Genomic DNA, 19,315 nt, shown 5'->3' on the forward strand with positions numbered 1-19,315 from the left:
AAGCGCTACATCGTCCGTGAAATCCACGCCGCACTCATGGCCGACTTCGCCGCCCTCAACACCGCTTGACATCCATAGGAGCATCCGGCGCGAGTGAGGTCCGAAAGCCGCCGGACACCGACGCGCCGGGCTGGTGGACTTGCCGCATGACGACACCGCAGCAGCGGGCCGCCCACCTGCGCGCCCTGCACCGGCCCGGTACACCGCTCGTCCTGCCCAACGCGTGGGACGTGGCCAGCGCCCGCCTGGTCGAGGAGTGTGGGGCCGAGGCGGTGGCCACCACCAGCGCCGGCGTCGCCTGGGCCCTGGGCGTCTCCGACGGCGGGGCGCTGGACCGCAGCCGGGCGCTCACGCCACTGGCCCGGATCGCCGCGGCGGTGACGGTGCCGGTCACCGCCGACATCGAGGACGGGTACGCCGCCGACCCGACCGGCGTCGCCCGTACCGTCACGGAGGTGCTGGCCGCCGGCGCGGTGGGAATCAACATCGAGGACGCCGACCCGGACGACCCGACCCGGCTGCGCGCCACGACGGAGCAGTGCGCCCGGATCGCCGCCGCCCGCCAGGCCGCCGAGGCCGCAGGGGTGGCGCTCTTCGTCAACGCCCGGATCGACACCTACCTGCGGGCGGTCGGCGACCCGGCGCAGCGACTCGCCGAGACCCTGCGCCGGGCCGAGGCGTTCCTGGCGGCCGGGGCGGACGGCGTCTTCGTGCCGGGGGTGGTCGACGTGGAGAGCATCGCCGCGCTGGTGTCCGGGGTGGACGGACCGGTGAACGTGCTCGCCGGTCCGGGCGCACCCACCGTGCCCACCCTGGCCGAGCTGGGCGTGGCCCGGGTCAGCCTGGGCTCGTCGCTGGCCGAGGCCGCGTACGGCCTGGTCCGGCGGGCTGCCACCGAGGCGCTGACCCGCGGCACCTACACCGCCCTCACCCCCGCCACCTCATACGGCGAACTGAACGCCCTGCTCCGCTGAGCCAGGAGCACTCCCGACCGACGCACCAGCGACCGCCCGGCACGACCGCAACATTCACCCACCCCGGTACGCACTCTCCGAGGAGGCGTGGCTGTTCCGCGCGGCATAGCCACGCTTTCTCGGAAGATGCGGCCATGGGGGCGGGGGCGCGGAGCGGCCCCCGACCCACCGGGCGGTGGGGGTCGGGGGCCGCGGTCGAGGGTGGGTCAGCTGGCCGAGAACGCCAGGGTGTACTGGCCGGAGCCGCTCAGCGCGGTGACCCGGTAGCGGTAGGCGCCGGCCGGGCCCTCCGCGTCGAGCCGGGCGACGCCCTCGGCGGTGCCGGCCCGGGCCACGGTCCGGAAGCCGGTGCCGGTCCAGCGCTGGAGTTCCAGCACCAGCTCGGCGCCGTCGGGGGCGTCCAGGCAGGCGCTCTGCGCGCCGCCGTCGGCGACGTACCAGCGGCCGTCGGGCTGCGCCTGGGAGCGGCCGGCGGCGATGCTGCCGGAGCGGCTGACCTCGCCGGTGCAGACCGAGGAGTCGCCGGCCGGCGGGGCGGTCGGGGCGGCGGTGGCCGGCGGGGCGGTGGCGTCGCCGCCGGCCGGCGGCTCGGCGGGAGCCGACTGACCGTTCGCGGTGACCAGGGTCAGGTTGTTGCGCTGGAGGATCTCGTTGACCGGCTGGAAGAAGGTGATCCCGCCGGCGGTGCAGTCGCCGGACCCGCCGGAGGTGACGCCCTGCGCCTGGTCGCCGGAGAGCCACGCCCCGCCGGAGTCACCGGGCTCGGCGCAGACGTTGGTCCGGGTCAGCCCGGTGACCGTGCCCTCCGGGTAGTTGACGGTGGCGTTCTTGGCCTGGACCACGCCGCAGCGGGTGCCGGTGGTGGAGCCGGAACGGCAGATCGAGGCGCCGACCGGGGCCTCGGTGGAGCCGTTGACCGGCACCGTGCCGCCGTTGAAGTCGTTCACCACGCCCTGCGGCGTCCACTGGTTGTTGACCTGGACGAACGCCCAGTCGTCGCCGGGGAACGAGGACGCGGCGAAGGTGCCCTGGGCGACCCGGTTCACCCCGGTGGTGCGGTCCCCCGGCCGGCCGCAGTGCCCGGCGGTGACGAAGCCGCCGACCACGGAGAAGCCGACCGAGCAGCGGCCGGCGTTGTTGATGAAGTACGCGTCGCCGCCGCGCACGTCGAACAGCGGCCGAGGCGACTCGCTGGAGGCGGTCACCCGCACCGCACCGGCCGGCGCCCCGGTGGCCGCCGCGAACCGGCGGGCGGCCTGCTCCGCGCCCGGCCGGGCGAGCACCACCACCGAGTTGGTGGCGACGTCGACGTACCAGCCGGCGATGTCCGGGGTGGCCCGGGCGCCGGCCGAGTCGAGCCGGCCCTTGACCGCGTCCAGCTCCCGCACGCCGCGGTCGACCTCCTTCGGCACCGCACCGGCGGCCCTGACCCGGGCCGCCTGCGCCGGGTCGGCGACCGCCACGGTCAGGGTGGCACCGTCGGCGCTGAGCCAGCTGCCGCCGTACGCCGCGCCGAGTTCGGTGCGCAGCCGGCCGACGGTGCCGGTGGCGCGCCGCTCGGCCGCCAACCGCCGTACCGCCTGCTCCCGGCTGAGCGACAGGTCGCGGCTCATCGCGTCCAGCACCTCGGGGGCCACCCCGCCGGTGGCCTTCGCCCCGGCCGGTCCACCGGCTCGCGGTCCGGTGTTCTCACCGGCGAACGACGGCAGGGTCACCGCCGCCGTCAATCCCGCCGCCGCCACCACGACGCCGATGGCTGTCATCCGTCTGCGGTCCATCCGCATGCTCCTCCCGGCCGGCGCGGGGTACGCCTGCCGGAACGGAGTACGGAGACGACGGCCGATCGGTTGACCCCGACCCGGACCTTTCAGCGCAGCGTGTCCGTCCGGTGACCCACCGGGGCGTACCCGGACACGACGACGCCGGTCCACCGCGGACGGTGGACCGGCGTGCGGAGCCGGTGGGTCAGACCTCGACGACCGTCGGGACGATCATCGGGCGGCGCCGGTACTTGTCGTTGACCCAGCGCCCGACGGTGCGCCGGACGATCTGCTGGAGCTGGTGCGGGTCGGTGATGCCGTCCGCGGCGGCCCGGTTGAGGGCCTCGGTGACCAGCGGGACCACCGGGTTGAACGCCTCCGGGTCCTCGGAGAAGCCCTTCGCCGAGAGGGTGGGGCCGCCGACCACCTTGCCGGTGACCGAGTCGACCACCACGGTGGTGGCGATGAAGCCGCCGTCGCCGAGGATGCGCCGCTCGGTGAGCAGCGACTCGCTGACGTCACCGACGGCGAGGCCGTCGACGTAGACGTAGCGGCTCTTCACGTGCCCGACCAGGCTGGCGCGCCCCTCGACCAGGTCGACCACGTCGCCGTCCTCGCAGAGCACCACCCGGTCGGCGGCGACGCCGGACTCGACGCCGAGGCGCGCGTGCGCCCGCAGGTGCCGCCACTCGCCGTGCACCGGCATCAGGTTGCTGGGACGCACCACGTTGAGCAGATACAGCAGCTCACCGGCGGGGGCGTGGCCGGAGACGTGCACCTTGGCCACGTCCTTGTGCACGACCACCGCGCCGGCCCGGGCCAGCCGGTTGATCACCCGGTAGACGGAGGTCTCGTTGCCCGGCACCAGCGAGCTGGCCAGCACCACGGTGTCGCCGGGAGCGATGGTGATGTGCCGGTGGTCGCCGCTGGCCATCCGGCCCAGCGCGCTCATCGGCTCGCCCTGCGAACCGGTGGACATCAGCACGATCTGCTCGGGCGGCAGCGTGGTCGCCTCCTCGATGCCGACCACCAGGCCGGCCGGGATGTTGAGCAGGCCCAGGTCGCGGGCGATGCCCATGTTGCGGACCATCGACCGGCCGATCAGGGCGACCTTGCGGCCGTGCTCGGCGGCGGAGTCGAAGACCTGCTGCACCCGGTGCACGTGCGAGGCGAACGAGGCGACGATGATCCGCCCCCTGGCCTTCGCGAAGGTCGAGTCGAGCACCGGCCCGATCTCCCGCTCCGGGGTGACGAAGCCGGGGATCTCCGCGTTGGTGGAGTCCGACAGCAGCAGGTCCACGCCCTCGGCGCCGAGCCGGGCGAAGCCGGCCAGGTCGGTGATCCGGCCGTCCAGCGGGACCTGGTCCATCTTGAAGTCGCCGGTGTGCAGCACCAGACCGGCCGGGGTGCGGATGGCCACCGCGAGGGCGTCCGGGATCGAGTGGTTGACCGCGAAGAACTCGCACTCGAACGGGCCCAGCCGCTCCCGGCCGCCCTCCCGCACGGTCAGCGTGTACGGCTGGATCCGCCGCTCGGCCAGCTTCGCCTCGACCAGGGCCAGGGTGAACTGGGAGCCGACCAGCGGGATGTCCGGCTTGTGGGCGAGCAGGTACGGCACCGCGCCGATGTGGTCCTCGTGACCGTGGGTGAGCACGATCGCCTGGACGTCGTCCAGCCGGTCCAGGATCGGGCCGAAGTCCGGCAGGATCAGGTCCACGCCCGGCTGCTCGACGTCGGGGAAGAGGACCCCGCAGTCGACGATCAGCAGTTTGCCGTCGTACTCGAAGACGGTCATGTTCCGACCGATGGCGCCGAGCCCGCCGAGCGGGATGATCCGCAGGCCGCCCTCCGGCAGCGGCGGGGGCAGTTCACCCTCGATGTGCGCCTCGGTCACGCGTCCACCTCAATCTGCGACGCCGTCACTCGGCGTCCGTCGTGTCGTTCGATCATTCGGGCAGTTCCAGGCCCGCCGCCGCGCAGTCGGCGCGCAGCTGGGCGAGTTCGTCGGTGGTGGCGTCCACCAGCGGCGGCCGCACCGGGCCGGCCGGCAGACCCTGGGCCGCCAGGCCCGCCTTCACCAGGATCACGCCCTGGGTACGGAAGATCCCGGTGAGCAGCGGCAGCAGCCGCCGGTGCAGGGCCAGCGCGGTCGCGCTGTCCCCCGCCTCGTACGCCTCGATCAGCTGCTTGGTCTGCGCGCCGATGAAGTGCGTCGACGTGCCCACCAGGCCGACCCCGCCGACCGCCAGCGTCGGCAGGGTGAGCGCGTCCTCGCCGCTGTAGAAGGCCAGGTCGCTGCGGCTGAGCACCCAGCTGGTGGCGGTCAGGTCGCCCTTGGCGTCCTTAACCGCGACGATCCGGCCGTGCTCGGCGAGACGCACCAGCGTGTCGGTGGCGATGGCCACCCCGGCCCGGTGCGGGATGTCGTAGAGCATGATCGGCAGCCCGGTGGCGTCGGCCACCGCGGTGAAGTGGCGCAGCAGCCCGCTCTGCGGCGGCTTGTTGTAGTACGGGGTGACCACCAGCAGGCCGTGCGCGCCGGCCTTCTCGGCCGACGCGGCCAGCTCGATGGTGTGCCGGGTGTCGTTGGTGCCCACCCCGGCGACGATCCGGGCCCGGTCACCGACCGCCTCGACGACCGCGCGGATCAGGGTCTCCTTCTCCGCGTCGGTGGTGGTCGGTGACTCACCCGTGGTGCCGTTGAGCACCAGCGCGTCGTTGCCCTGCTCGTCGACGAGGTGGGCGGCGAGCCGTACGGCGCCGTCCACGTCGAGGGAACCGTCGGCGGTGAACGGGGTCACCATGGCCGTGAGCAGTCGCCCGAACGGGCGCGATGCGCCCCGGACGGGGGCGGCAGGGTGGTCGTGCGTCATGTTCACAACCTAGCGGACGACCACCGGAGGGCCGGTGGGGAAGGGCTCAGGACTCACTCGCCGTGCGGGCTGGTCGCCACCTCGGTGCCGTCGGGCAGGGCGGAGATGACGAAGTCGGCGAAGACGTTCGGGGCCACCCGCTGGAGCTGGCGCAGGCACTCCACCGCCAGCTCGCGGATCTCCACGTCGGCGTGCTCGGTGGCCCGCATGGCGATGAAGTGCCGCCAGGCCCGGTAGTTGCCGGTGACCACGATCCGGGTCTCGGTGGCGTTGGGCAGCACCGCGCGGGCCGCCTGCCGGGCCTGCTTGCGCCGCAGCGTCGGGTTGGGCTCGTCGGAGAAGCGCTGCTCCAGCCCCTCCAGCAGCTCGGTGTACGCCCGGACGCTCGCCTCGGCCGCCTCGACGAACTTCTTGTGCAGCTCCGGGTCGTCGGCGATCACCGCGGGCTCGACCATGGCCGCGTCCCGCTCGGGGACGTAGCGCTGGGAGAGCTGCGAGTACGAGAAGTGCCGGTGCCGGATCAGCTCGTGGGTGAGGGAGCGGGAGACGCCGGTGAAGTAGAAGCTCACCGAGCCGTGCTCCAGCACGCTCAGGTGGCCCACCTCGAGGATGTGCGCCAGGTAGCCGGCGTTGGTGGCGGTCGCCGGGTTCGGCTTCTTCCAGCTCTGGTAGCAGGCCCGGCCGGCGAACTCCGCCAGCGCCTGACCGCCGTCGGCGTCGGTCGACCACGGCACGTCGTCCGGGGCCTGGAACTGGGTCCATGCGATCAGCTTGACCTGGGGCTGCACCATCTCCGGCATTCCTGGGACTGTAGTGGCCCGGTACGGCTGGGCGAAAGTCGACCTCCCGGCCGCGAAACGGGCCTTGAGCTGCAAATCTTGGACAGTTTCCGTTCCGGCTGAACGGCAAGTGTCCAAGATCTCGCAGCCGGCACGTCGCGGTGCGCGTCGGGACGCGCGGCGGCGTGGGCCGCCGGTGCGGCCGACGGGCAGGGTCAGACGTAGAGCGCGGTGAAAGGGGCCCAGGGGAGGTTTCTCGCCACCGAAAAGGCCAGCCAGAGGGCGAGGAACCCGGCGATCATCGGTGAGCTGATCCGCAGCTCGGGCAGTCGCCAGCCGAACGCCTGCTTCCCGGCCCAGGCCACGAAGAGGTACGCCAGGAAGGGCAGCGCGAAGACGAAGAGGAAGTGGTGCCGGGCGGCGGCGGGCAGGTCGGCGTGCAGCACGTACCAGAGGGCGCGGGTGCCGCCGCAACCCGGGCAGTCCAGCCCGGTGGTCAGCTTGAGCAGGCAGCTCGGGGCGGCGTCCGGGTCGCTGCGGGTGGGATCGCTGACCAGCGCGTACGCCAGCCCGATGCCGACGCAGCCGAGCGCGGCCAGCGGCGCCGCCCAGCGCGGGGAACGCGCGTGCACCCGGAGCACGAAACGGGTGAGCCGGTCCGGCTCGACCTGCTGGTAGGCGCCCGGCGGCCAGGCGGCGGACGCGGCCTCGGGCGTCCAGGCGCCCGCACCGTGCGGGGTGGTCGCCGCGCCGGGCGGCGTGGCCGGCACAGTGTCGGCGTCCTGCACCTGCTGACCCGGCTGACCCGTCGACCCGTCAACGCTCGTCACGCGCTCACGGTACACCGGCCACGCCCTTCAACGCGGCGGCCAGCGGATCGGCGAGATCCCCGGCGACCGGCGGGGCCACCGCGTCCAGGCCGAGCCAGCCGGCGAGCCGGTGCAGCTCCGCGGCGAGCGCGACGGCGGTCTCCCCCGGGTCGGCGCCCGGCTCCACCCAGGCGGCCGGCACCAGCAGCACGCCCGCCCGGCGGTCGGCCTTGAGGTCGACCCGCGCGGTGAACCGCTCCCCCTGCAAAAACGGCAGCACGTAGTAGCCGTACACCCGCTGCGGCGCCGGCACGTAGATCTCGATGCGGTAGCTGAAGTCGAAGAGCCGCTCGGTGCGGGCCCGCTCCCAAACCAGCGGGTCGAAGGGGCTCACCAGCGTGTTGCCCCGCACCCAGCGGGGCAGCCGGGCGGTGGCGTGCAGCCAGGCCGGCTGCCGCCAGCCCTGCACCGCCACCGGCCGCAGCTCACCGGCCTCGACCAGCTCCGCGATCGCCTGCCGGGCGCCGGCCAGCGGGAGCCGGAAGTAGTCGCGCAGCTCCGGCTCGGCGGCCACCCCTAGCGACCGCGCGGCCAGCGACACCAACGTCCGGTACGCCTCGGCGTCCGTCGGCGTGGGCGCGGCCAGGGCCGCCGCCGGCAGCACCCGCTCGGGCAGGTCGTAGCGGCGGGCGAAGGAGGTCGTCCGGTCGGCGGCGGTCACCTCGCCGGCCCAGAAGAGGAACTCCAGGGCCCGCTTCACCGCCGACCAGTTCCAGCCCCAGTTGCCGGTCTCCCGGGGCGCGTCGTGCTCGATCTCGGCGGCGGTCAGCGGCCCGCGGGCGGCCACCTCGTCGCGGACCCAGGCGACCAGCTCGGGCTGCTCCTGCGCGATGCGCCGCATGCCGCCCCAGGCGTCGGAGTGGGCCTTGGCCATCCGCCAGCGCAGCGCCGCGTGCAGCCCCACCGGCACCAGCGACGCCTCGTGGCCCCAGTACTCGAACAGCTCCCGGGGTCGGCGGTAGGCGGCGGTGTCGAGCAGGGCCGTCGGGTAGGGCCCGAGCCGGCTGTAGAGCGGCAGGTAGTGCGCCCGTTGCAGCACGTTGACCGAGTCCATCTGGATCAACCCGACCCGGTCGAGCACCCGGCGCAGGTGCCGCCGGGTGGGCACGCCGGTGGGCGCCGGGTCGGCGAAGCCCTGGGCGGCGAGCGCCACCCGCCGGGCCTGGGCGAGGGAGAGTGATTCCGGTGCGGCCATCGTCGGGCACCCTAATCCAGCGGTACGACGCCGGAGCGGACGCTGGACCACACGCCCGGCGAGGCATAGAACGGACACATGCTCACCATCCGCCGCGAAGAGCCCGAGGACGCCGAGGCGATCGCCCGGGTGCACATCCACGGCTGGCAGGCCGGCTACGCCGGGATCATGCCCGACGAGGTCCTGCGCCGGCTCAACCCGGTGGCCTGGGCGCAGCGGCGACGGGACCTCGGCACCGCCGACCCGGAGCACCCGTTCACCACGCTGCTCGCCGAGGTCGACGGGGTGCCCGCGGGGTTCGCCACGTTCGGGCCGTACCGCAACAACCAGGACCGGGACGACCTGGACCCGGCGTACGGCGAGGTGCTGGCGACGTACGTGGAGCCGGCGCACTGGGGCGACGGCACCGCCTCGGCGCTGCTGGCCGCAGCGCGCGCCGGCCTGGCGGCCCGGGGCTGGCGGGAGTACCGGCTCTGGGTGCTGGCGGAGAACACCCGGGCCCGCCGGTTCTACGAACGGGCGGGGCTGTCAGCCGACGGCGAGCGGTCCACCTACCCGGTGCCGCTCGCCGGCGGGCGTCCCCCGGTCCGGCTCGACGAGCTGCGGTACGCCGGCCGGCTCGACGGCTGACCCGGCCGGGTCCGGTCGCTGGGCCGCCCCGGCGGCGGCCGGTACCGCCCAGCGCCGGATCGGCAGCAGCACCAGCAGCGCCAGGCTGATCCAGACGTAGGTGTTGCTGCCCAGGAAGCCGTCGATCCCGGTGAAGTCCTTCTCCCAGGCCCAGACGATCCGGCTGATCAGCAACCCGTACGCGACCACCGCGAAGGCGGCCAGGGCGCGCCGCCGCGTCCCGGCGGCGGGCGCGGCCACCGCGTTGTCGACCAGCAGGATCAGCGCGGGGATCAGCCAGACCAGGTGGTGCACCCAGGTCACGGGGCTGACCAGGCACATCACCGCGCCGGTGAGCGCCAGCCCGGTCGCCTCGTCGCCGACGGCCACCGCCGCCCGGGACCGCCACGCCCAGACCGCCAGGGTGGCCAGGACCAGCACCAGCCAGGCCACGGCGCTCGGGTGCTCCGGGTTCAGCCGGGCCACCACCCCGCGCAGCGACTGGTTGGAGACGAACGCCAGCTCACCGACCCGGCTGGTGTTCCACAGCGAGGTGGTCCAGAACTCGCGGGAGGCGTCGGGGAACAGCGCGGCGGCCAGCAGCGTCACGCCCGTCGCGGCGGCCATCGAGGTGAACGCGGCCCGCCAGCGCCGGGTGATCAGCAGGTAGACGATGAAGACGCCCGGGGTCAGCTTGATCGCGGTGGCCAGGCCGATGCCCACGCCGGCCCAGCGGCTGCCGCGCGGCAGCAACCGGAGCAGGTCCAGCGCGACCAGGAACAGCAGCAGCATGTTGACCTGGCCGAAGTTGATCGTCTCGCGCATCGGCTCGAATGCGGCGGCCAGGCAGAGCGCCACGGCGAGGGCGAACCAGCGGGTCCAGCCGGCGCGGCGGGAGACCGGGTCGAGCAGCCACCAGATCAGCACCGTGCTGACCACCACGCTGGCGGCCACGCTGACGGTGATCGCCGCCGGCCAGGGCAGGTACGCCATCGGCAGCATGACCAGCGCGGCGAACGGCGGGTAGGTGAAGCCGTACTGGGTGCCGGGCTTGAGGTAGTCGTAGATCTCGCCGTGGTCGTGGACCCAGAAGGTCAGCGCGCCGTAGTAGACCTTCAGGTCGAAGAAGCCGTGCCGCACGGCCGCCACGGAGAGGAAGGCCGCCACCGCGACGGCGAGCGCGACCACCCCGACGACCTGCGCGGTCGTCCGCCTGGCACCCTGCGCCACCATCGTCACTCCCGCCCTGCGTAGGCTTCAGTCCCATGGCCATGGGGTACGTCCGCCCGGCGCGTCCCGAGGACGCCGGCGAGATCGCACGCATCCAGCTCGCGACCTGGCGGGTCGCGTATCGCCGGATCCTGCCCCGGCACGTGCTCGACAACCTGGACGAGGCGTGGCTCGCCCGGCGGTGGAGCGCGGCGGTGCAGGAGCCGCCCTCCGGCGCGCACCGTGTGCTGGTCGCCGTCGAACAGGCCGAGCAATCCTATCTGGTGGGGTTCGCCGCCTCCGGTCCGGCGGACGCCGAGGCGCTCGCCCCCGGTGAGCCGGCCGAGGCGCTGACCGGAGGCGTGGCGGCGGTGACCGACCTGCTGGTCGAGCCCCGCTGGGGTCGGCGCGGGCACGGCAGCCGGCTGCTCGCGGCCACCGTGGACCAGTGGCGCACCGACGGCTTCGACCGGGCGGTGGCCTGGGCGTTCGAGGGCGACGAGGCGACCCGGAAGTTCCTCACCTCGACCGGGTGGGAGCCGGACGGCGCGGCGCGGGCGCTGGACGTCGACGACATGCTGGTCCCCCAGCTCCGCCTGCACGTCGCGGTCCCGGCCGAGCCGGTCGCCACCGACTGACCGGGGACTCCGCGCGCGCCGATCCGGCGGTGTCGGAGGCGTCGCCTACGGTGGCCGCATGACCGCTGCGACGGCGGGCCCCGACGCGGGCCCGATCCCGGCTCCTCCGGTGGCAGCCGGGCACCCGGCGGACGTGCGGCAGGACCGCGCCGGTCGCGGCGGCGACCGCCGGGCCGACGCCGATCCGGCGATCCTGGAGGGGTTCCGTGTCGAGTTGACCGGCTACGCCTACCGGATGCTCGGCTCGGTCTTCGACGCCGAGGACGCCGTGCAGGAGACGATGCTGCGGGCCTGGCGCGGCCTGGACCGCTTCGACGGGCGGTCCAGCCTGCGCACCTGGCTCTACCGGATCGCCACCAACGTCTGCCTCGACCTGCTGCGGGGTCAGGGCCGGCGGGCCCTGCCGACGGACCTCGGCGAGCCGTCCGCCCCGGTGGCGGCGTCGCTCGGCGCGCCCGGCTCGGGCCGGGAGTGGCTGGGACCGGCGCCCGACGCGCGCGTGCTGCCGGCGGACCCGGCCGAGCTGGCGGTGACCCGCGAGTCGGTGCGGCTGGCCTTCGTCGCCGCGTTGCAGCACCTGCCGCCGCGGCAGCGCGCGGTGCTGATCCTGCGGGACGTGCTGCGCTGGCGGGCCGGCGAGGTCGCCGAACTGCTCGACACCAGCGTCGCCGCGGTGACCAGCGCCTTGCAGCGGGCCCGGGCCACGATGGCCGACCGGGAGGCGGCCGCGCCGGTCGCGGCACTGGACCGGGAGCACCGGGAACTGCTCGACCGCTACGTCCAGGTCTTCGAGCGGTACGACATCGACGCGCTGGTGGCGCTGCTGCGGGAGGACGCGGTGCACAGCATGCCGCCGTACCGGCTGTGGCTGCGCGGGGCGGCCGACATCGGCCGTTGGCTGACCGGGCCGGGCGCCGGTTGCCGGGGGTCGCGGCTGCTGCCGGTGGCCGCCAACGGCGCTCCGGCGCTGGCGCAGTTCCGGCCCGACCCGGCCGGCGGTCACCGCGCGTTCTCGATCCAGCTGGTGGCGACCTCCGGCGGCCGGATCAGCCGGCTCACCCACTTCCTCCAGCCGCGGCTCTTCCCGCTCTTCGGCCTGCCCGACCGGCTGCCCTGAGCGGTACGGCGCCGACGGGCCGGTGTCCGAACCGACGAGTTCCGGCCAACGCCGGAGTCCATCCCAGGACAGCGCCCCGTCGGCGGAGGACCATGACCGGGACGGCAGCCACACCCGGCGACGGTCATGCCGCCGGCCGCGCAGGAACGGAGACAGCATGTTCACGGACACCTTGGCGTTCAGCTCGTTCTCGGTGGACGACATCGGACGCGCCCAGCAGTTCTACGCCGACACCCTCGGCCTGCGGGTGTCGCGCGACGACAAGATGGGCGGCCTGCTGACCCTGCACATCGCCGGGGACCGGCCGGTGCTCGTGTATCCGAAGGCGGACCACGAGCCGGCCCGGCACACCGTGCTGAACTTCCCGGTGCCGGACGTCGACCGGGCCGTGGACGAGCTGACCGCGCGGGGCGTGCGCTTCGCCCGCTACGAAGGGATGGGCCAGGACGAGAAGGGCGTGATGCGCGGCAAGGGGCCGACGATCGCCTGGTTCACCGACCCGGCCGGCAACATCCTGTCGGTGCTCGCGCAGGACTGACCCGGTGTGGCGGCTCCCGGCGCCGGCCGGGAACCGCCACCGGCGGGGTCAGCCCTTCTCGGCGCCCTCGTTGGCGCCCCGCACGAAGTGCCGCTGGAAGATCACGAAGAGGACCGCCACCGGAATGGTGGCCAGCAGCGCCGCCCCCAGCTTCAACGGATACTGGGTGCCCTTGCCGAGCGAACCGCTGACCAGGTCGGCCAGGCCGCGCGGCAGGGTGAACAGGTCGGGGTCCTGCACCGAGACCAGGCTGTGCGGGAACTCGTTCCAGGACCCCTGGAAGGACAGGATGGTGAGCGTGATCAGCGCCGGCCTGGCCATCGGCAGCACCACCGACCAGTAGGTGCGGAAGACGCCGGCACCGTCGATGCGGGCCGCCTCCTCCACGCTGACCGGGATCGACTCGAAGAACTGCTTCATGATGAAGACGCCGGCCGCGTCGGCGAGCAGCGGCACCACCAGCCCGGCGTAGCTGTTGTAGATGCCGAGCTGGTTGAGCACCAGGAACTTCGGGATGAGCAGCACCACGCCGGGCACCGCCATCACCGCGATGACCGCGGCGAACAGCCCGAACCGTCCCCGGAACCGCAGCCGGGCCAGCGCGTACCCGGCGAGCGAGTCGAAGAAGACCCGGCCCAGGGTGACCAGGACGGTCACCAGCAACGAGTTGCCGAGCCAGAGCGGGAAGTTGGTGCCGGCGAAGATCCGCTCGAAGCCGGCGATGGTCAGCGGGTCCGGGATCGGCGAGAGCGGGTTCGCCGCCGCGTCCGGCTCGGTCTTGAACGAGTTGCCGAGCTGGATGACGAAGGGGTAGAGGAAGACGAGCCCGAAGAAGACCAGCGTGGCGTACCCGAGGATCCGGGTGGCCAGGGTGCGGGCGCCGCGGCGGGCGCGGTGGGCGGGCGCCGCCGCGACCGGCGGGCGGTCGGTGAGTGCGGTCATGACGGCGACCCTTCCGGTACGCGCCGACGCCACCACCGGGCCCGCCGCGGCCGGTCGGTGTCCCGGTCGGCCATCACCCGGCGCTGCACCAGGGTGAGCACGATGATGATCAGGAACAGCACGAACGAGATCGCCGCGCCGGAGCCGTAGTCGAAGTCCCGGAACGCGGTCCGGTACGACAGGTAGGCCGGGGTGAGGGTGGTCTTGGCCGGCTCGCCCTGGCTCATCACGTAGACCTGGTCGAAGACCTGCCAGGAGCCGATCAGGCCGAGGGTGAGCACCAGGAACATGGTCGGCTTGATCATCGGCAGGGTGACGTACCGGAACCGCTGCCAGCGGCTCGCGCCGTCCAGCGTGCTGGCCTCGTCCAGCGCCACCGGAACGCTCTGCAGCGCGGCCAGGAACATCAGCATGAACGTGCCGGAGGTGGTCCACACCACCAGCGTGATGATCGACATCATCGCGACGCTCGGCCCGGACAGCCAGTCCCACCAGCTCAGCCCGAACGGCCCGCCGCCGGCCAGCGCAGCCGGCGCGGTGTCCATCCCGACGGCCCCGAGCAGCAGGTGCAGCACGCCGCGCGAGTCGGCGAACCACTGCGGCCCGTCCACGCCGAAGACGCCGAGCAGCGCGTTGACCGCACCGGAGTTGGCGAACAGGAACAGGAAGACCACGCTGATCGCCACCGAGCTGGTCACCGACGGAAAGTAGAAGGCGCTGCGGAAGAACGCCTTGCCCTTGAGCATCCGGTTGTTGACGACCAGCGCGAGCCCGAGGGCGAGCGCGGTCTGCGCGGGCACCACGATCGCCACGTAGTAGCCGTTGTTGCGAATGCTGGTCATGAAGTCCCGACGGGCCAGCCCGTCCTCGGTGAACAGCCGGGTGTAGTTGTCGGCGCCGACGAACGGCACCTTCGACGTGAACGGGCTGCCCTGACCGTTCCAGTCGGTGAGGCTGACCCAGAGCGCCATCAGGATCGGCAGCAGCAGGAACAGGCCGAGGATCACGATGACCGGGGCGACGAAGAGCCAGCCGGCCAGGTTCTCGCCACCGCGGACGCCCCCGCCGCGCCGGCGCTCCGGGCCACCGGTCGCGGTGGCCGGCGCGGCGATTGCTTCGGTTGCCATCCACCCTCCTTCGACTCGCCGTGGGGGCGCCACCGGTGCGGCGGCGCCCCCGGCCCGTCAGCTGCCGCCGAGCGCCGTCTTGGCGTTCTTGTCGAAGTTGCCGAGGATGGTCTTCGGGTCGCCGTTGGCCAGCCCCTGCAGGCCGGTGTCCAGATCACCGACGACGCTGTCCATCTTCGGGGCGTTCACCGGGCCCTGGGCGTACTCGGCGCCGTCGATGAACGGCTTGTCCGCCGGGAACGCGGCCGTGTACTGCTCGCGCACGGACTGGCGGGACGGCATCACGCCGAAGGCCTTGGCGAAGGTGATCTGCTGCTCGCCGGCGGTCATCGCCTCGACGAACTTGACCGCCTGCTCCTTGTACTTGCTCTTGGCGGCGATGCCCCAGCACTGGGTGAAGGAGAGGGTCCCCTTGCCCTTCGGGCCGGCGGGCAGCTCGACCACCTTGTACTTGACGTTCGGGAAGTCGTTCTGCAGCGCGCCCTTGATCCAGTTGCCCTCGATGGTCATCACGGCCTTGCCCTTGCCGAACGCCTCGCCGGACCAGCCGGCGTCGAGCTGCTTCGGGTACCGGGCCAGCCCCTCGGTGATCAGCGACTTCACGTACGTGAGGGCGGCCAGGTTCTCCGCCGTGTCCGCGGTGGGCTGCTTGCCGTCCTCGCTGAGCAGCCAGCCGCCGTTCTGCACCAGGAAGGCGCCGATCCGGTCCCGGGTGTCGCCGAGGGCCAGCGGCACCTGCCCCTTCGCCTTGATCTTGCGGGCGGTGGCGGTGAGCTGGTCCCAGTTGGTCGGGACGTCGGCGTCGGTCAGGCCGGCCTTCGTCCACAGGTCGGTGTTGATCTGGAGGGCGAGCGTGGAGAAGTCCTTCGGCGCGCAGTACAGCTTGCCGTCGTAGGTGAACGTGGTGCGCAGGCTCTCGTAGAAGTCGTCCTTGTTGCTGATCTTGTCGCCGTACGGCTCCAGAGCGCCGACGCTGGCGTAGTCGGCGAACCGGGCCGCGTCGACGTAGAAGACGTCCGGCGGGGTGCCGCCGGCCAGGGCCTGGCCGAGCTGCTGGGTGAGGTCCTGGGCCGGGGTGACGGTGGCCTGGTTGCCCGACGACGAGGCCCACTTCGCGGCGGCGTCCTGCACCGCCTTGGTCTCGGCGTCGCCGGAGGAGCCGATCAGGATCTGGAGGTTGGCCGGCCCGCTGGACTGCGCGGTGCCGGACTGGTCGTCGTCGAAGCCGCTGCCGCAGGCGGCGGAGCCGAGGAGCGCGACGGCGGCGAGGCCGGCCACCGCCGCGCGGGTGAGGGTTCGAGGTGCCATCGTTTCTCCTGGGTGGGGGACGGTGTCAGGCGGTGTGCCGCAGCACCAGCGAGGGCTGGAGCAGCACGGGGGCAGGGGTCCGCGGGGGCCCGTCGAGGACCGCGGTGAGCAGGTCGACGCAGCGGGCGGCGGCGTCGCCCAGGGGTTGGCTGACGCTGGTCAGGCCGACCGCCGCGGCGACCGGGGTGTCGTCGAAGCCGATCACCGGCACGGCCGGCGCGGCGGTGTGGGCGGCCGTGCCGGTGGCCGGCGCGGCGGTGCGGGCGGCCGGGCCGGTGCTCGGCGCGGCGGCGCGGGCGGCCTGGAGGGCACCCAGGGCGAGCGAGTCGCTGGCGCAGACCAGGGCGGTCGGCGGCGACGCGGCGGCGAGCAGGTCGGCGGCGAGCCGCTCGCCCTCGGCGATGCCGTCCACCGCCTCCCGGTCCAGCCCGGTCGGGTCCACGCCCGCCGCCCGCAGGGCCTCCCGCCAGCCCGCGCGGCGGTCGTCGCCGACGCCGGAGCCGGCGGGCCAGCCGATGAAGCCGATCCGGCGGTGACCGGCGGCGAGCAGGTGGCCGGTGGCCTGGGCCGTTCCGGCGGCGCCGTCGACGTCCACCCAGGGGTGGGCGTCGGGGTCGTCCCAGGGCCGGCCGAAGGTCACGAACGGCACGCCCCGCTCGGCGAGCCAGGCGGTACGCGGGTCGCCGTGGTCGGTGCCGGTGAGCACGAACCCGTCCAGGTCGTACGCGCTGAGCAGGTCGTCGAAGGTGGCGATCTCGGCGGCGGCGTCGGCGGCGGTGTAGAGCATCGCGCGGTAGCCGGCCGCCTCGGCGGTCTCGGTGAGGCCGTGCAGGAAGCGGTCGAGCACCGAGCCGTTGATCCCGTCGCGGGTGGGCTCGATCCGGACGGCGATCAGCCGGGACCGGCCGGTACGCATCTGCCGGGCGGCCTGGCTGGCCCGATATCCGAGGGTGTCGATGGCCTCCTGCACGCGCCGGCGGGTCTCCTCCCGCACGACGTGCGGCGAGTTGAGCACATTGGACACCGTCTGCCGGCTGACCTGCGCGTGCCGGGCCACCGTCGCGATGGTCACCTTTTCGGACACTTGATGCCTCTCGCCGCCTTGAACGATCCAATTCGGATACGGCAGGATTAGATCGTTCAAGTTTCTGGAATGTTTCGCACTTTGCACCGCCCCGGACGGCTTGTCAAGAGTTCGTCCGCCCCCTCAGGACCTGGAGCCGCAACCGTGACCGAACGCCAGCTGCAACCCCTGCTGCACGAGCTGGTCGGGGTGGTCCTCGCCCCGACCAGCGCGCTGGGCGACCGGGCCGGGCAGATCCGCCCGGCCGGCGTCCAGGGGGTCTTCCACGCCGACGCCCGGGTGTTGTCCCGGGCGGAGCTGCGGATCGACGACCGGGAGCCGGAGGCGCTGGCCCACGGCCCCGACGGCCCGCACGGCGCACGCTTCGTCGGCCTCGCCCGCTGGCTCGGCGACCCCGGCGCGGATCCCACCGTGCGGGTGGAACGGACCCGCCGGGCCGGCCCGCACGGCGTCGACGAGGAGATCCGCGTCGTCTCGACGGCCGCCGTGCCGGTGCGGGCCACGGTCAGCGTCGACCTCGGCTGCGACCTGGCCCCGATCGAGGTGGTCAAGTCCGGCGGCGCGGCCACGCCGATCGAGGCCCGGACCGGGCAGCCGGGTGGGGTGCGCTGGGTCGCCGACGGCATCACGGTGACCGTCACCGGCGAGGGCGCCCGGGTGGACACGGGCCGGGCCACTGCGCCCCGGCTGTCCTGGCCGGTCGACCTCGGCCCCGGCGGGATCGCGACGCTGCGCTGGCGGCTGCGGGTCGACGACCCCCGGGCCGTGGTGACCGCCCCGACCGGGGAGCCGAACTGGTCCCGGCCGGTGGTCCGGGCCGACGACCGGCGGCTGGTCCGCCTGCTCGACCGGTCCCTGGACGACCTGCGCGGGCTGCGCCTGGCCGAACCCGCCTCGCCCGCCGACGTCTTCCTCGGCGCCGGGGTGCCCTGGTTCCTCACCCTGTTCGGCCGGGACAGTCTCTGGGCGGCGCGGATGATGCTGCCGCTCGGCACCGAACTTGCCGCCGGGACGCTGCGGGTGCTCGCCCGCCGGCAGGGCGCCCGGCTCGACCCGGCCACCGGTGAGGCGCCCGGCAAGATCCTGCACGAGCTGCGCCGGCACGAGTTCGCCATGCTCGGCGAGGGGCTGCGGCTACCGCCGGCGTACTACGGGACGGTCGACGCCACCATGCTCTGGGTGGCGCTGCTGCACGACGCCTGGCGCTGGGGACTGCCCGCCGACCAGATCGAGCCGCTGCTGCCGCACCTGGAATCGGCGCTCGGCTGGCTCGACGGGCATGCCGACGCCGACGGCGACGGCCTGGTCGAGTACGTCGACACCACCGGGCACGGCCTGACCAACCAGGGCTGGAAGGACTCCGGGGACGCCGTCCGGTTCCGCGACGGCCGGCTGGCCGCGCCGCCGATCGTGCTGGCCGAGGTGCAGGGGTACGCGTACCAGGCGGCGGTCGGCGGGGCGGACCTGCTCGACGCGTTCGGCCGCCCGGGCGCCGACCGCTGGCGCGGGTACGCCGACGCACTCGCCACCCGGTTCCGCGCCGCCTTCTGGGTGGACGGCCCGCAGGGCCCGCACCCGGCGCTGGCGCTGGACCGGGACAAGCGCCCCGTCGACTCGCTGACCAGCAACATCGGGCACCTGCTCGGCACCGGCCTGCTCTCCGGCGAGGAGGAGGCGCAGGTCGCCCACCTGCTCACCGGCGACGCGCTGGCCGGCGGGTTCGGGCTGCGCACCATGTCCACCGGCGACGCCGGGTTCAGCCCGCTGTCGTACCACTGCGGGTCGATCTGGGCGCACGACACCGCGATCGTGCTCGCCGGGCTGGCCCGGGCCGGCTTCCGGGAGGCCGCGCTGGGCCTGGCGGAGGGGCTGCTCGGCGCGGCGGAGGCGTTCGACCACCGGCTGCCCGAGCTCTACGGCGGCGACGACCGTACGCTGCTCGGCCGGCCGGTCCCTTACCCGGCGGCCTGCCAGCCGCAGGCCTGGTCGGCGGCGGCCGCGGTGCTGCTCCTGCACGCCGCGACCGGGCTGCACCCGGACGTGCCGAACGGTCGGGTCGCCCTGCGTCCCCTGGCCGGTCCCGAGCTGGGCGCCGTCTCCGTCCAGGGCCTGCGCGTCGCCGGCACCCGCGTCGACGTCCACGTCGACGCCACCGGCCAGGCCACCCTCGCCAACCTCCCGCCGACCCTCACCCTGACCCCCGCCGTCCCCTCCCCCCGCCGCGCGCCCGACTCCGCCGTCCGGACGTGACCGGACCGGTCCTGAGGTCGGCGGCGCCGTCGATCTCAGGACC

The 19,315-nt window shown here is 73.9% G+C and carries 17 protein-coding genes; 6 read left to right on the plus strand and 11 right to left on the minus strand.

Annotated features, from left to right (window positions below; translation table 11 throughout):
- Nucleotides 1-146: 146 nt before the first annotated feature.
- Entirely contained in the window at nucleotides 147-974 is an 828-nt protein-coding gene (locus V6U88_RS06120; protein ID WP_334450630.1) for an isocitrate lyase/PEP mutase family protein, read from the plus strand.
- 206 nt (nucleotides 975-1,180) lie between these two features.
- Here the strand turns inward: V6U88_RS06120 and V6U88_RS06125 are convergent, their stop codons facing one another.
- The 6 genes from V6U88_RS06125 to V6U88_RS06150 form a co-directional block, all read right to left on the minus strand.
- Nucleotides 1,181-2,752: a S1 family peptidase gene (locus tag V6U88_RS06125; protein ID WP_334450631.1), complete on the minus strand. Its 1,572-nt coding sequence runs from the start codon at nucleotides 2,750-2,752 to the stop codon at nucleotides 1,181-1,183.
- 187 nt (nucleotides 2,753-2,939) lie between these two features.
- Nucleotides 2,940-4,628: a ribonuclease J gene (locus tag V6U88_RS06130; protein WP_334450632.1), complete on the minus strand. Its 1,689-nt coding sequence runs from the start codon at nucleotides 4,626-4,628 to the stop codon at nucleotides 2,940-2,942.
- A gap of 52 nt (nucleotides 4,629-4,680) precedes the next feature.
- Nucleotides 4,681-5,607 carry a 4-hydroxy-tetrahydrodipicolinate synthase gene (gene dapA, locus V6U88_RS06135; protein ID WP_334450634.1) on the minus strand — a complete coding sequence of 309 codons (927 nt, stop codon included), beginning with the start codon at nucleotides 5,605-5,607 and terminating at the stop codon, nucleotides 4,681-4,683.
- 53 nt (nucleotides 5,608-5,660) lie between these two features.
- Nucleotides 5,661-6,398: an FAD-dependent thymidylate synthase gene (gene thyX / locus V6U88_RS06140; RefSeq protein ID WP_334451237.1), complete on the minus strand. Its 738-nt coding sequence runs from the start codon at nucleotides 6,396-6,398 to the stop codon at nucleotides 5,661-5,663.
- 203 nt (nucleotides 6,399-6,601) lie between these two features.
- Nucleotides 6,602-7,216 (minus strand): DUF2752 domain-containing protein, encoded by a 615-nt coding sequence (locus tag V6U88_RS06145; protein ID WP_334450636.1) that lies wholly within the window; start codon nucleotides 7,214-7,216, stop codon nucleotides 6,602-6,604.
- A 4-nt stretch (nucleotides 7,217-7,220) separates the two neighbouring features.
- Nucleotides 7,221-8,450 (minus strand): winged helix-turn-helix domain-containing protein, encoded by a 1,230-nt coding sequence (locus V6U88_RS06150; protein WP_334450637.1) that lies wholly within the window; start codon nucleotides 8,448-8,450, stop codon nucleotides 7,221-7,223.
- A 78-nt stretch (nucleotides 8,451-8,528) separates the two neighbouring features.
- Between V6U88_RS06150 and V6U88_RS06155 the strand changes: the two genes are divergently transcribed.
- Nucleotides 8,529-9,080 carry a GNAT family N-acetyltransferase gene (locus V6U88_RS06155; RefSeq protein ID WP_334450638.1) on the plus strand — a complete coding sequence of 184 codons (552 nt, stop codon included), beginning with the start codon at nucleotides 8,529-8,531 and terminating at the stop codon, nucleotides 9,078-9,080.
- Here the strand turns inward: V6U88_RS06155 and V6U88_RS06160 are convergent.
- Nucleotides 8,979-10,289: a glycosyltransferase 87 family protein gene (locus V6U88_RS06160; RefSeq protein ID WP_334451238.1), complete on the minus strand. Its 1,311-nt coding sequence runs from the start codon at nucleotides 10,287-10,289 to the stop codon at nucleotides 8,979-8,981. The two genes, V6U88_RS06155 and V6U88_RS06160, sit on opposite strands and share 102 nt — an antisense overlap.
- A 35-nt stretch (nucleotides 10,290-10,324) precedes the next feature.
- Between V6U88_RS06160 and V6U88_RS06165 the strand changes: the two genes are divergently transcribed.
- From V6U88_RS06165 to V6U88_RS06175, 3 genes are all read left to right on the plus strand, one after another.
- Entirely contained in the window at nucleotides 10,325-10,906 is a 582-nt protein-coding gene (locus tag V6U88_RS06165; protein ID WP_334450639.1) for a GNAT family N-acetyltransferase, read from the plus strand.
- A 58-nt stretch (nucleotides 10,907-10,964) separates the two neighbouring features.
- Complete coding sequence (locus V6U88_RS06170) at nucleotides 10,965-12,023, plus strand: sigma-70 family RNA polymerase sigma factor (protein WP_334450640.1); 1,059 nt, start codon at nucleotides 10,965-10,967, stop codon at nucleotides 12,021-12,023.
- Between the two features lie 157 nt (nucleotides 12,024-12,180).
- Nucleotides 12,181-12,561, plus strand: coding sequence for a VOC family protein (locus V6U88_RS06175; protein WP_334450642.1), 381 nt, complete (start codon nucleotides 12,181-12,183; stop codon nucleotides 12,559-12,561).
- A 48-nt stretch (nucleotides 12,562-12,609) separates the two neighbouring features.
- On the opposite strand, the gene V6U88_RS06180 is transcribed toward V6U88_RS06175, so the two are convergent.
- From V6U88_RS06180 to V6U88_RS06195, 4 genes are read right to left on the minus strand one after another with little or no spacing between them, the layout of a single operon-like run.
- Nucleotides 12,610-13,503 (minus strand): carbohydrate ABC transporter permease, encoded by an 894-nt coding sequence (locus V6U88_RS06180; RefSeq protein ID WP_334450643.1) that lies wholly within the window; start codon nucleotides 13,501-13,503, stop codon nucleotides 12,610-12,612.
- Complete coding sequence (locus tag V6U88_RS06185) at nucleotides 13,500-14,630, minus strand: carbohydrate ABC transporter permease (RefSeq protein ID WP_334450645.1); 1,131 nt, start codon at nucleotides 14,628-14,630, stop codon at nucleotides 13,500-13,502. Before V6U88_RS06185 ends, V6U88_RS06180 begins: the two co-directional genes overlap by 4 nt.
- A 57-nt stretch (nucleotides 14,631-14,687) precedes the next feature.
- A complete protein-coding gene (locus tag V6U88_RS06190) occupies nucleotides 14,688-15,938 on the minus strand; it encodes a sugar ABC transporter substrate-binding protein (RefSeq protein ID WP_334450647.1) in 1,251 nt (416 codons plus the stop codon).
- A gap of 25 nt (nucleotides 15,939-15,963) precedes the next feature.
- Nucleotides 15,964-17,010, minus strand: a complete 1,047-nt coding sequence (locus V6U88_RS06195) for a LacI family DNA-binding transcriptional regulator (RefSeq protein WP_334450649.1) — start codon at nucleotides 17,008-17,010, stop codon at nucleotides 15,964-15,966.
- Between the two features lie 156 nt (nucleotides 17,011-17,166).
- Here V6U88_RS06195 and V6U88_RS06200 point away from each other — a divergent pair, with 156 nt between their 5' ends.
- Nucleotides 17,167-19,272 (plus strand): amylo-alpha-1,6-glucosidase, encoded by a 2,106-nt coding sequence (locus V6U88_RS06200; protein ID WP_334450650.1) that lies wholly within the window; start codon nucleotides 17,167-17,169, stop codon nucleotides 19,270-19,272.
- Nucleotides 19,273-19,315 lie beyond the last annotated feature (43 nt).

Source organism: Micromonospora sp. CPCC 205739 (genome assembly GCF_036906795.1).
Classification (GTDB): Bacteria; Actinomycetota; Actinomycetes; order Mycobacteriales; family Micromonosporaceae; genus Micromonospora.

Excerpts from the sequence above, each read along its gene's own strand:
- V6U88_RS06150 (WP_334450637.1), bottom strand. The coding sequence starts at position 8,450 with ATGGCCGCACCGGAATCACTCTCCCTCGCCCAGGCCCGGCGGGTGGCG.
- V6U88_RS06155 (WP_334450638.1), top strand. The coding sequence starts at position 8,529 with ATGCTCACCATCCGCCGCGAAGAGCCCGAGGACGCCGAGGCGATCGCC.
- V6U88_RS06190 (WP_334450647.1), bottom strand. The coding sequence starts at position 15,938 with ATGGCACCTCGAACCCTCACCCGCGCGGCGGTGGCCGGCCTCGCCGCC.
- V6U88_RS06180 (WP_334450643.1), bottom strand. The coding sequence starts at position 13,503 with ATGACCGCACTCACCGACCGCCCGCCGGTCGCGGCGGCGCCCGCCCAC.
- dapA (WP_334450634.1), bottom strand. The coding sequence starts at position 5,607 with ATGACGCACGACCACCCTGCCGCCCCCGTCCGGGGCGCATCGCGCCCG.
- V6U88_RS06120 (WP_334450630.1), top strand. The coding sequence starts at position 147 with ATGACGACACCGCAGCAGCGGGCCGCCCACCTGCGCGCCCTGCACCGG.
- thyX (WP_334451237.1), bottom strand. The coding sequence starts at position 6,398 with ATGGTGCAGCCCCAGGTCAAGCTGATCGCATGGACCCAGTTCCAGGCC.
- V6U88_RS06175 (WP_334450642.1), top strand. The coding sequence starts at position 12,181 with ATGTTCACGGACACCTTGGCGTTCAGCTCGTTCTCGGTGGACGACATC.
- V6U88_RS06185 (WP_334450645.1), bottom strand. The coding sequence starts at position 14,630 with ATGGCAACCGAAGCAATCGCCGCGCCGGCCACCGCGACCGGTGGCCCG.
- V6U88_RS06125 (WP_334450631.1), bottom strand. The coding sequence starts at position 2,752 with ATGGACCGCAGACGGATGACAGCCATCGGCGTCGTGGTGGCGGCGGCG.
- V6U88_RS06170 (WP_334450640.1), top strand. The coding sequence starts at position 10,965 with ATGACCGCTGCGACGGCGGGCCCCGACGCGGGCCCGATCCCGGCTCCT.
- V6U88_RS06165 (WP_334450639.1), top strand. The coding sequence starts at position 10,325 with ATGGCCATGGGGTACGTCCGCCCGGCGCGTCCCGAGGACGCCGGCGAG.